A 12578-nucleotide genomic window follows, 5' to 3' on the forward strand; every position below is an offset into this window, starting at 1 on the left:
GCGTTTTCAACTATTATACCAAAATTTGCACTAGATTTCATGCCCTTGACACCATTTTTGAAAATTTTCCTTAAATTCCATCAAAATTTCAGGGTCACGAAGACTGGTAAGTGGATAAACAAATGGTTCAACTCCTTCTCCTGTCTTCTTTTGTAGGACAAAAATGCTCTTAGACTGAGCTCCTTGGGCGAAGAGATCCTCTGGTAAGGCAATAATTGCCACTAGTTGAGCCTGTTCAGTCAGCCATGATTTCAAAAGTTCACTCTGAGGACTTGTCAGGAGATCTGTTGGAGCTAGAAAAATCGCATAGCCTCCTGTTCTGAGATACTTGAGTGATTGTTCCATTAACAAATGATGAGCATAAGTATGTTCATTCTTAGCCGCTACTTGATAACGTGAGGCTGTCTGATCATCTGGATAGTAACCGACAGGCAGGTCGCTCACAATGATGTCACTTTCTTTTAATACTTGTGGACGTATTGCATCTCCTTGGACAAAGCCCATTTGAAGATCCATTACTTCCGCCATGCTTGCCGCCAAGTCAATCAATAGGTCATCAAGTTCTATTCCCAGGTAATCTACCTTTTTGTTCATGGACGTTAAGAAACTAGCTCCCAGAATTCCCATCCCAGACCCCAATTCCAATAAGCTCACATTTTCAGCAGGGAAAAGTTGTTCAATGATAAAAATCATCAAGTGACCAACCGCATCTGGTGTGAACTGGTGATTGGCTTGAAGAGGTTCTGTTTGAGCTGCCTTCATTAACAAAAATTGATAGGTCCGTAACCACTCCTCTTTTCGAAGTGCCAAACGTTTTAAGGCTTGGTTATTTTTTTTGACTTGCTCCAGAGCAGTTTGACCATCGAGATAAATCCCATTTTGTTCAATCAAGGCATCATAAAAACTTGTCGCCAAATCGTTTTGAATGATTTGGACATTTTCTAGTAAATAGGTATATGCTTGTTCAATTTTTTCAAAATCCATAATCTTATCTTACCAAATTCAGAGCTGATTTTCCAGATTTTCATAATACTGAGAACAAATATAAACCTCTGAGATGACTCTCAAAGGTTTATTCTACTATTTACTATTTTCAACAGCTGCTGTTACAAAAGCAGTGTAAAGTTCTTCTGGACGATTTGGACGACTTGAAAGCTCTGGATGGTACTGACAAGCCACAAAGAATTTGTTTTCTGGGATTTCAACAATTTCGACCAAGCGATTGTCTGGTGAAACACCTGAGAAGACAAATCCTGCCCCTTCAAACTGTTCACGGAAGGCATTGTTAAACTCATAACGGTGGCGGTGGCGACGTTGGACCACTTCTTTGTTATGATAAGCTGCCGCTGCCTTAGAACCACGTTTCAACTTAGAAGGATAAAGTCCCAAACGAAGGGTTCCCCCCATGTCCTCAACATCAATCTGATTACGCATGATATCGATGATTGGATATTTTGTATCAGGATCAAGCTCTGCTGAATTAGCCCCTTCAAGTCCCAAAACATGACGGGCAAACTCGATACAAGTCAATTGCATTCCCAAGCAGACACCCAACATTGGTACATCATTTTCTCGAGCATAGCGAATCGCTTGAATCTTACCTTCTGTTCCACGTTGACCAAAACCACCTGGAACGATAATTCCATCAGCGTCATCTAATAGTTCTGCCACATTGTCAGCTGTCACATCGTTAGCATTGACCCAATCAATCTTGACTTCTGTATCATTGGCATAACCAGAGTGTTTCAAGGCCTCTACGACAGAAATGTAGGCATCTTGCAACTCGACATACTTACCAACAAGAGCAATTTTGACTTGTTTTTTTAGATTCATAACCTTATCAACCATAGCTGACCACTCTGTCATATCTGCTGCCGGTGCATCAATCTTCAAATGGTCACAGACGATTTGATCCATGCCTTGAGCTTGCAGATTAAGCGGGATTTGGTAAAGATGATCTACGTCTAAGGACTCGATAACAGCATCTGGGGCCACATCACAGAACTGGGCTAGTTTGTTTTTAATCCCTTGTCCTGCTGGTTTTTCTGTACGAATGACTAACATATTTGGCTGGATTCCCAAACCACGCAATTCTTTGACAGAGTGTTGAGTCGGCTTGGTCTTCATTTCTCCAGCCGCCTTGAGGTAAGGAAGCAAGGTTGTATGGATATACATAACATTTTCTGCTCCGACATCAGACTTCATCTGACGAAGTGCCTCTAAGAATGGAAGGGATTCAATATCGCCGACTGTTCCCCCAACCTCTGTAATAATAACATCAGAGTCCGTTGTTAGGGCAGCACGCTTGATTTTCTCTTTCAAGGCATCTGTAATATGAGGAATGACTTGGACAGTTGCACCCAAATACTCTCCACGACGTTCCTTGCGAAGAACTTCACTGTAGATTTTACCAGTTGTCACGTTGGAATATTTGTTGAGATTGATATCGATGAAACGTTCGTAGTGACCCAAGTCCAAATCTGTCTCAGCCCCATCATCTGTCACAAAGACTTCCCCGTGCTGATAAGGACTCATGGTTCCCGGATCGATATTGATATAAGGGTCAAACTTTTGGATGGTTACCTTCAAACCACGATTTTTCAAGAGCCGTCCTAGGCTCGCCGCAACGATCCCTTTCCCAATAGACGACACCACACCACCAGTTACAAAAATATATTTCGTAGACATAGATTCCTCTTTCTAAAATGCTCAAAATCTTGTTCACTAGAGGGGGACTAAGAAAACAAAACTTCACCGATAACTACAATCCAGGATGATAATTTCCCTGGAAAAACAAAAATAGCTCCCTAGAAACTAGGAAGCTCCGACCTCAAAAAGAGGTGCCCGAACAATATCTTACCTCAATTTAGCTCATTTGTCAAATGTTATTCTTTGCTAGATTTATAGTTCTACTGTAGAAAAGAAAAACAACAAGGAAATTCCCTTGTTGTTTGGTATTATTCTTCTTCTTCCTCAGAATCTTCGTCATCTTCTTCAACGAGATCAACATCTTCCCCAAGATCGTCTGGTGCGATTTCGTTGATTTCAGCGTCGTAGGCTTCTACTTCGTTCTTCTCATCGTCTGGATTTTCATCATCATAAGAAAGAGCTGGATCTTCTTCGTAGGCGTCCTCATCCTCTGGATCATCTGCACCATAATCAATGGCATCCGTATCTCCATCCATAAAGGCATTAACACGTTTTTTCTTAGCCTTAGGTGCTACTTCTTCATCGTCACTTTCTTCAAGAGCAATGATTTCTTCGTCAATTTCATCAACTCCATACCATGAGCGAAGGCCCCATTTGTTATCTCCAAGAGAGATGAAGCTACCATCAAAGTTCAACTCTGTATAGAACAAAGGTAGTGCTTCGCGAATATCGCTATTAGAGGTACCAAGATAGTTTTGGATTTCATTGACCAAATCGCTAAAATGCATTTCGTGGTCGCGACCACGTTGTTCCAAGATGGCACGAGCCACCTCAATCATAGATAGTTCACTTTTTTCTTGCCCAGCAAATACTTCTAATTCCAAAGCGTTTCTCCTCTTTTTTTACTACTAATGCCAGAGTATATAAACTCTGGTCTCATTTTATCACGTACTCTTTATTGTACGATAATTTTCTTTATTAGTCAAAGGTTTAGAAGAAATTAATGTGAAATATTTCAGCGAATAAAAAGACCTGGGAGATACACTCACAGGTCCCTTACTTTATTTATAGCTTAAAGCTCGTTTAAAGGTTTTCCAGATACCTAAATCGTCTGTTTGGAGGACTAGGCTGGCATACATACGTCCGATAAAGGCGGTTGCAGTTACGGCAAATACAACTGTTATTGCAAGAGAGATCCAAGCCTCGATGCTATTTGCATAACCATTAATAGCTCTGAAAGGCATAAAGAAGGTCGAGATGAAAGGAATATAAGAACCTATTTTCAAAATCAAATTATCTCCTGCAGCGCCTAGGGCGGTTACCCCTATAAAACCTACCATAATTAAGAGCATCAAAGGGGACAAGGCCTTACCAGAGTCTTCAGGTCGAGAAACCATAGAACCCAGAAAGGCTGCCAAGACTACATACATGAAAAGACTGACTAAGACAAATAACAAGGTATTGATCGAAAAGGCTTCTCCCAAATGACTTAGAATACCTGAATTAGCCAAGAAAGGCATATCCTTAAAGAATAAGATAGCTCCAAGTCCACCTACAACATAAATACCAATATGAGTCAAAATGACAAGAAGCAAGGCAATCATGCGCGCGTAAAAGTAGTGGCTAGCACGAATACTCGAGAAGACCACTTCCATAATTTTTGTCCCTTTTTCACTGGCTACCTCTTGAGCAGTGACACTGGCATAAGTAATCAAGATCATATAGAGGAAGAAGCCTAGTCCTGCTGCCGCAAAGGTTTGGACCATCTTTTTACTTTCCTTAGATTCATCAATCTGCTCTGAGAATTGAATCGTTTGTGCCAAGTGCTGTTCCTGTTCCTGAGATAAATGTGCCTCTGAACGATTGAGTTGGTATTGGAGCTCATTCAACTTAGTTGTCACAGCTAATTTAATGCCACTCTCTAGTGAAGTTTCACCGTGATAGACTGCCTTGAGGACACTACCTTCTTGATCAATCGTTAGATAGCCCTTGATTTTTTCATCCTTGATGGCTTCTTGGGCGCTTGCTTCATCCTTATAGTCAAAATTAATGCCATTGGTCGATTTAAGACTCTCTGTTACAGCAGGTACCGAACTAACTACTGCCACCTTATTATTCTGAGCCAGAGAGGAACCTTGGAGATAGCCAATTCCGCCAGACAAGCCGATAAAGAGAAAAGGCGAGATTACCATAAAGAAGAAACTCCAGGATTTGACATGACGTAGATAAGTTTCTTTGATTACAACCAACATATTTCTCATACTTCCACCCCTGATTCTAGTTTAAAGATTTCATCAATTGTCGGAGCTTGCTGGTCAAAGGTCGCGATATAGTGTCCTTGAGTCAAGATAGCAAAAAGCTCCTGTCCAGCATTTTCATCATCTAGGATGAGCTTCCAAATCCCCTGCTTGGTCAAGCTAGCATGAATGACATGAGGAAGTTTTTCCAAGTCTTCCTGACTCTTTTCACTTGCAACAAAGAGTCTCGTTTTGCCGTATTGATTACGAACATCTTGGACTGGTCCATGCAAGACGACACGCCCATCACGAATCATAAGGATATCATCACATAGCTCTTCGACATTGGTCATGACGTGATCTGAAAAGATAATAGTTGCACCACGTTCTTTTTCTTTGAGGATAACCTGCTTGAGCAATTCAGTATTGACTGGATCCAGACCACTAAAAGGTTCATCTAGAATGATCAAATCTGGTTCATGCATTAAAGTAATGATCAGCTGAATCTTTTGTTGATTTCCTTTTGAGAGACTCTTAATCTTATCTGTCAATTTCCCCTTGACTTCCAGCTTCTCCATCCATTGAGGGAGTTTTTCTTTGACTTCTTTGGCATCCATGCCTTTTAACATGGCTAGGTAACGAACCTGCTCTAGGACTGTCAACTTAGGCATGAGACTACGTTCCTCGGGTAGATAGCCAATCCGAGCATAGGTTTCCTGACGAATTTCCTGGCCATCAAACTGAATTTCTCCTTGATAATCCAAAAATTTCAAAATACTGTGGAAAATGGTTGTTTTCCCTGCTCCATTTTTCCCAACTAGACCTAAAATTCTTCCAGGCTGAGCTTGAAAGTCAACGCCAAACAAGACTTGTTTTGGACCAAAATTTTTTTCAAGATTGCGGACTTCTAACATAATCCACCTCCTACTAATCTTACCCTCATTATACTCCTTTTTTTAGTCATTACAAGGATTTATGTACATTTTTATTAGTAGAATTTACTAGGCATTTTTTATATCAAAACAAATAAGATTCAACTTCATTTTTCTTTCCAATATTCGGCATTTACAAAGACAAAAAAATCCATCCCTCAGGATGGATTTTAGACTGTTAACGCACTTCTGCATTCACTTTTTCTTCGAGTGATGCTTGGATTTTTTCCATATAGCGTGCGACTTCTTCGTCTGTCAAGCTATCTTCTGGATTTTGGAAAGTCAAGCTATAGGCCATGGACTTCATACCAAGTCCTAGTTTTTCACCTGAGAAGACATCGAAAAGTTTGATATCTGTCAAACGTTTCACGCCAGCAGCTTTGATGGCGTCTACCACATCTTGGTGAGTCACTTCTGCCTTGAGGAGAAGGGCGATATCACGGCTGACTGCTGGGAATTTAGTAATTTCCACAAAGGCTGCTGCTGGTTGAAGGGCTTCTTCAATCGCTGAAAGGTTAAGCTCCGCTACATAAGTCTCTGGAATATCGTAAGCCTTAGCTGTCACAGGGTGCACTTGACCGAGGAATCCAAGAACTTGATCACCAAGTGAGATCAAGGCTGTACGTCCTGGGTGAAGACTCTTGATCTCTTGCGTTGCTGTATAGGTCACTTCAAGACCCAAGCGAGCAAATAGAGCTTCCAAAATTCCCTTAGCATAGAAGAAGTCAACTGGAACAGCTGGAGTCTGGAAGTCTTTTTCAGCGACTAAACCTGTCAAGGCAAAGGCAAAGCTGTTGATTTCATTTGGCAATTCTTCTTTTGGATTACCGATTTGCTCGAAGACTTTTCCAATCTCATAAAGAGCCAAGTTTTTATTCTTACGTGCTACGTTGTAGGCAACTGTATCCAAAATACCTGAAACCATATTTTGACGGAGAACTGAACGGTCCACAGTCATTGGCCACATGAGCTCCGTTAAGTTGCTTGGTGTAGTCGTAAACTCCACTGCTTTTTCAGGAGTTGTCAGAGCGTAGGTGATGATTTCTGTCAATCCAGCACCTTCTGCAATGGTACGAACTTGACGACGCAATTTTTGTGTCGCTGTTAATTCACCGGCTGTCCCATCATCTTTTGGAAGACTGGTTGGCAAGCGATCGTAACCATAAATACGAGCGATTTCTTCAAAGAGGTCCGCTTCGATAGTGATATCCCAACGGCGACGTGGAACGCTAACTGTGAAGGCTTCAGCATTTCCAGAAAGGCCAAATCCAAGACGACGGAAGACTTCCTCTACATCCGTGTAGGAAAGTTCTGTACCAAGAACACGATTAACGTCAGCAAGAGTTGAAGAAACTTCTACATCAGATGTATCCAACTGGCCTGCTGAAACGATTCCCTTCCGTACTGTCGCACCAGCCAATTCCGCAATCATGCTTGCTGCTGCATCAAGGGCTTCATTAACGGTTGCCACATTGATGCCTTTTTCAAAGCGAGAAGATGATTCAGAACGAAGGTTGAGGCGACCACTTGTCTTACGGATAGATTTGCCATTGAAGACAGCAGCTTCAAGGACGACACGAGTAGACTTTTCAGAGATTTCTGTAGCTTGTCCACCCATGACACCTGCAAGGGCTACTGGTTTGTCAGCAACAGTAATCACTAAATCAGTTGTTTCCAACTCACGCTCTTCGCCATCCAAGGTCACCAATTTCTCACCAGCACGTGCTTCACGCACACGGATATCGTTTCCTTCAAAGGTATCCAAGTCAAAGGCATGCATAGGCTGACCAAAGTAAAGCAGGATATAGTTGGTCACGTCGACGACATTATTAATCGGACGGATGCCTTCATTCATGAGGAGGTTTTGCAACCATTGTGGACTTGGTGCGATGGTCACATTGTCCAAGATACGAGTTGCATAATAAGGAGCCTTGTCTGTATCAATGCTGACAGAAAGAGCATCCGCTGCAACTTGGTCTGTTTCTGTTAAGGTAAATTCTTTGAAATTGACTGTCTTGTCATAGATAGCTGCTACTTCGTAAGCTACCCCACGCATAGAAAGAGCGTCTGCACGGTTAGGTGTGATAGAAAGCTCGATGATTTCATCATCCAAGTCGAGGTAAGAGAAGACTTCCTCACCTGGAACAGCTTCTTCTGGCAAGATTTGGATACCATCTGCAAATTCTTTCGGTACAACAGAGTCAGAAATCCCTAATTCACCAAGTGAGCAGATCATTCCGAGAGATTCCAAACCACGGATTTTCCCTTTTTTAATCTTGTAGTTGTCAGCGATGCGAGCTCCTGGAAGAGCCACCATAACCTTGATGCCTGCGCGCACATTTGGTGCTCCACAGACGATTTGACGGGCTTCTTCTTCGCCAACGTTAACCTGACAAACATGAAGGTGAGTTTCGGGCACATCTTCGCAAGACAAGACCTCACCGACGACAATTTTTGAGAGACCAGCAGCAGGTGATTCCACACCTTCTACTTCGATCCCTGTGGTTGACATTTTTTCAGCCAACTCTTGTGATGGTACATCAATGTCCACCAATTCTTTTAACCATTTATAAGATACAAGCATAATTTAGTTCTCCAGAATGACAGTTGTCACTCTAGTTTTTTTCCTTTCCTATCATTTCATTAGAAGAATCATCTTCTTACCTTAATTTCTTTTTCAGTAACCAATCCGTATCTACCTTTTGCCCAACCATAAAACGATGTTGGCTAAATTTTTCAAAACCATATCGATAATAAAATACTTGAGCTTTTGTATTATGCTCCCAAACACCTAGCCAAGCCCAGGAAAAACCATTTTTTTCGGCATGTTCCAGAGCGAATTCAAATAGTTGCTTACCAAGTCCAAATCCTTGATATGTTTGTAGCACGTAGAGGCGTTGAATTTCAAAAGCGTTCTCTAATTCTCTCTCGGTTTGAGCATTTCCCCAGTTGACTTTGAGAAAACCAGCTATCTCCTCTTCATGCATAATGAAATAGGTTTCGGAGTCAGGATCTTCCAACTCAGTTGACAAAACTCTCAGATTATAAGCCTCTTCAAAGTATTCCTGTAACTGCTCTTCCGTATTATCATGAGCAAATGTTTCACGAAAGGTTTGTTTGGCAATTTTTGCCAACACCTCAACATCTGCTATTTCCACTTTTCTAATCATTATTTAAACTGTTCTGAGAAGCGGACATCTCCTTGGTAGAATCCACGGATATCGTTGATTCCGTAACGAAGCATAGCTACACGTTCTTGTCCAAGACCAAAGGCAAAACCAGAGTATACAGTTGCATCGATACCACTCATCTCAAGGACACGTGGGTGAACCATACCGGCACCCATAATCTCGATCCAACCAGTTTTCTTACAGACGTTACAGCCGGCTCCTCCACATTTGAAGCACGAAACATCCACCTCAACAGATGGCTCAGTGAATGGGAAATAAGATGGGCGTAAACGGATTTGACGCTCTTCACCAAACATTTTTTGTACAATTAACTGGAGGGTTCCTTGTAGATCCGCCATAGAGATGTTTTTCCCAACAACCAAACCTTCGATTTGGTGGAATTGGTGACTGTGGGTTGCATCGTCTGTATCACGACGGAATACACGTCCTGGTGAGATCATCTTCAAAGGGCCTTTAGAAAAATCATGGGCATCCATCGCACGCGCCTGAACTGGAGACGTGTGAGTACGGAGCAAGATTTCTTCTGTGATATAGAAAGTGTCCTGCATATCACGAGCTGGGTGATCCTTTGGAAGGTTCATACGTTCAAAGTTATAGTAGTCTTGTTCTACTTCAAAACCATCCACTACTTGGTAACCCATCCCGATGAAGATGTCTTCAATTTCCTCACTAGTTTGTGTGAGGATGTGACGGTGACCAGTCGCAACTGGGCGACCTGGAAGCGTAACATCGATGCTCTCACTTGCTAGTTGAGCTTCAACTTTCTTTTCTTCCAAGAGCTTAGCTGATTCTTCAAATGCAGCTGTCAAAACATCACGCGCTTCATTGACGTGTTTCCCGATAATTGGACGCATTTCTGCAGAAACATCTTTCATCCCTTTCAGTATTTCAGTAAGAGAACCTTTTTTACCAAGGACATAGACGCGCAATTCTTGCAGCTCTTTTTCATTTTCAGCAGAAATCTGCTTCAAGCTAGCTAGCGTTTCTTCACGAAGCGCTTTTAATTGTTCTTCAATAGTTGACATAATTCCTCCATCAGTCTCTCGTAAGATAAAAAGAAAACCACATGCCAAAAACTCCACTCGGAGCGTTGACACGCGGTACCATCCGTTTTCATCTGACAAATCAGACCTTTATTTCTGAATCCATAGGCAAGTGAATTCACCCAGCTTTCATATAGAGAGCTTTCAGTCACGGCTCTCCTCCCTGATATACTTCCCCTGAGATACTAGTCTTGCAGATTCCTATTTAATTATTATTCATTTTATCAAATTTCAAGCATTCTTGCAAGATATTTTGCGACTAATCAACATAGTCCCCACCTTCAAAGCCGTAATACTCTTCCAAGCTGAGACCACTTGCAGCGATGTCCTTGGCTTCTTTCCCGACGTAGCGAAGGTGCCATTCTTCAGCCATATAGCCTGTTTCTTTTTCCTTACCTTTGAGATAGCGAACGACAAAACCATAGTCTGCAGCATGATCTAAAAGCCATTGGGCAGCTTTTTCTTCTGTCACTAAATCTCCATCTGTACCGATAAGGTCAAATGCTAGTCCAGTTTGATGTTCACTATATCCAGGCCGAGCAGAATAGCGGTCAGCCTCTGCCTTTCCGTCTTTGTTGACATAGTCCTGATAAAGTTGAGTTTGAGTTTCATAACTTCTGAAACCACTATAGTGGTCGCTGATTGGGAAACCTGCTTCCTGCATAGCAGCAATAAGCTTCAACAACTCTGCCTTTGCTGTAGGATTTTCTCCAGGATTATAGTCTTTAGACAAGGGATAATGCTTATTAGCGATAATAATCTCATCGTACTTCCCTTGAACGCTATAGTAATCTCCTTTATTAACTACTTCTGCCTTTTTCTGGCTTGCTTCTTGAGATTTACTACCGACAGTCCCTTCTTGGACGGTTTTTTCTTCAGTTGAAGTCTGCGTTTCTGAAGTCGCTGGCTTTTCTTGCGAACAAGCTGCCAATGTCAATGCTAGCAATCCTGATAATACAAGGTATCTTTTTTTCATTGTTTATCCTTTCATTTCTATCATTTGGTCCAAAGTTTTAGATAAGGTTTCAACCAAACCTTCTAATTTGCTTCCCTTAACCTGATATTCTTCAGCAACCATTTCTTCCCAAGGAACCCACCAAACTGGACCACGACCATTAAGACCATGTCCCTTCATATCACCCTCTCGTCTCGGAAAAATATGCCAGTGGGCATGTGCATCACCGTTTCCCAACAACTCTACATTCATCTTTTGAGCAGAAAAAGCCTTAGAGACGGCTTCCTGAACCAGACTCATTTCTTCTAAAAAGCGAAGTTTAACTGGAGCTTCCATATGATGTAATTCTGTGACATGTTCTTTTGCTAGGAATAGAGTGTAGCCTTCAAAATACTGGTGGTCTCCAATGACAACATAGCCTGTTTCCAGTTCTTTCACAAAGTAGGGATTATCCCCTGACTTTATCAATTCAATTCGTTGGCAAATCAAGCACATCTTAGTCCACCAACTCACTCTTGAGGTAAGCGTCTACCATACGCTCAGTAGCAAGAACAGAATCAATATGAGTTCGCTCGTAAGAGTGACTAGACTCAATACCAGCTCCGAGAAGGGCGTGTTTGACTTCTGCTCCAGCCGACATAGCTGCAGAAGCATCTGAACCGTAAAATGGATAGATATCAAGTTTAAATGGAATGTCCTGCTCTTTTGCCAGGGCAACCAGATGTTGACGAAATTCGTAGTGATAAGGACCTGAAGCATCTTTGACACAGATTGATACTGTGTACTCATCCGTCTGCTGGTCATCTCCCATTGCTCCCATATCTACCGCTAGATATTCGACAACCTGACTTGGAATACTTGAGTTAGCACCGTGCCCTACTTCTTCAAAAACCGAGAAGGCAAAATGCGTAGTGACAGGAAGTTCAATTCCTTCTTCCTTATAGACTTTAAGGAGATTTAGAAGGATAGCTGCACTGACCTTATCATCCAAATGACGAGACTTGATAAATCCTGAATCTGTCACGACAGTTCGTGGGTCAAAGCTGATAAAGTCACCAACCTCAATACCAAGTGCTCGTGTTTCTTTTTCATTAGTCACTTTTTCGTCCAAACGCACTTCCATATTGTCCTGCGTGCGTTCAGCAGTGCCAGCGTCCTTGTATACATGACAAGAAGTCTGGTGGATCAAAATGGTACCTGAAATAGTCTTACCTGTACTAGCCACATGAACTGTACAGTTTTCGCCTTCAATCATATTCCAAGGATAACCACCGATACGGTCCATTTTAAGACGACCATCTGGTTTAACTGCGCGAACGATAGCTCCCAAGGTATCCACATGGGCGGTCACATAACGCTGTTGCTCGTCATTTTTACCTTTGACAGTAACGTTGACACCACCTTTGGCAGTACGGATTGGTTGATAACCTAGTTTTTCAAGAGTCTCAACCAAATAATTCGTAATTTCACGTGTAAAACCTGTTGGCGATGCGATAGCAGTTAGTTCTTTGATATATTCTACAGTTTGATTCATTTCTTCACCTCTTCCTAATATTATATCACTTTTCCCA

General features: G+C 41.9%; 11 protein-coding genes. All 11 read right to left on the reverse strand.

The window, feature by feature from the left end; all coding sequences use genetic code 11:
- Positions 1-30: 30 nt before the first annotated feature.
- The 11 genes from KBU52_RS04410 to KBU52_RS04460 all read right to left on the reverse strand — a co-directional run bounded on the left by KBU52_RS04410 (position 31) and on the right by KBU52_RS04460 (position 12541).
- Positions 31-984, reverse strand: a complete 954-nt coding sequence (locus KBU52_RS04410) for a class I SAM-dependent methyltransferase (RefSeq protein WP_254724458.1) — start codon at positions 982-984, stop codon at positions 31-33.
- A 96-nt stretch (positions 985-1080) separates the two neighbouring features.
- The gene (locus KBU52_RS04415) at positions 1081-2688 is read right to left on the reverse strand and encodes a CTP synthase (RefSeq protein ID WP_254724459.1); all 1608 of its coding nucleotides are present in this window, start codon (positions 2686-2688) and stop codon (positions 1081-1083) included.
- Between the two features lie 269 nt (positions 2689-2957).
- Positions 2958-3533 carry a DNA-directed RNA polymerase subunit delta gene (gene rpoE / locus KBU52_RS04420; protein ID WP_006148015.1) on the reverse strand — a complete coding sequence of 192 codons (576 nt, stop codon included), beginning with the start codon at positions 3531-3533 and terminating at the stop codon, positions 2958-2960.
- 177 nt (positions 3534-3710) lie between these two features.
- Positions 3711-4910, reverse strand: a complete 1200-nt coding sequence (locus tag KBU52_RS04425) for an ABC transporter permease (protein WP_254724460.1) — start codon at positions 4908-4910, stop codon at positions 3711-3713.
- Positions 4907-5800, reverse strand: a complete 894-nt coding sequence (locus tag KBU52_RS04430) for an ABC transporter ATP-binding protein (RefSeq protein ID WP_254724461.1) — start codon at positions 5798-5800, stop codon at positions 4907-4909. The genes KBU52_RS04425 and KBU52_RS04430 overlap by 4 nt, the downstream gene beginning before the upstream one ends.
- A 196-nt stretch (positions 5801-5996) precedes the next feature.
- Complete coding sequence (gene pheT / locus KBU52_RS04435) at positions 5997-8402, reverse strand: phenylalanine--tRNA ligase subunit beta (RefSeq protein WP_254724462.1); 2406 nt, start codon at positions 8400-8402, stop codon at positions 5997-5999.
- A 76-nt stretch (positions 8403-8478) separates the two neighbouring features.
- The gene (locus tag KBU52_RS04440; RefSeq protein WP_036757072.1) at positions 8479-8988 is read right to left on the reverse strand and encodes a GNAT family N-acetyltransferase; all 510 of its coding nucleotides are present in this window, start codon (positions 8986-8988) and stop codon (positions 8479-8481) included.
- The gene (gene pheS / locus KBU52_RS04445; RefSeq protein WP_036757069.1) at positions 8988-10034 is read right to left on the reverse strand and encodes a phenylalanine--tRNA ligase subunit alpha; all 1047 of its coding nucleotides are present in this window, start codon (positions 10032-10034) and stop codon (positions 8988-8990) included. The genes KBU52_RS04440 and pheS overlap by 1 nt, the downstream gene beginning before the upstream one ends.
- Positions 10035-10311: 277 nt before the next feature.
- Complete coding sequence (gene ldcB / locus KBU52_RS04450; RefSeq protein ID WP_036757063.1) at positions 10312-11028, reverse strand: LD-carboxypeptidase LdcB/DacB; 717 nt, start codon at positions 11026-11028, stop codon at positions 10312-10314.
- A 3-nt stretch (positions 11029-11031) separates the two neighbouring features.
- Positions 11032-11502: an HIT family protein gene (locus tag KBU52_RS04455; RefSeq protein WP_006151611.1), complete on the reverse strand. Its 471-nt coding sequence runs from the start codon at positions 11500-11502 to the stop codon at positions 11032-11034.
- A 1-nt stretch (position 11503) separates the two neighbouring features.
- A complete protein-coding gene (locus tag KBU52_RS04460; protein ID WP_036757060.1) occupies positions 11504-12541 on the reverse strand; it encodes a M42 family metallopeptidase in 1038 nt (345 codons plus the stop codon).
- Positions 12542-12578: the final 37 nt, after the last annotated feature.

The sequence above is a fragment of the Streptococcus sp. 9.1(2021) genome (assembly GCF_030466425.1).
GTDB classification, from domain to species: Bacteria; Bacillota; Bacilli; order Lactobacillales; family Streptococcaceae; genus Streptococcus; species Streptococcus wuxiensis.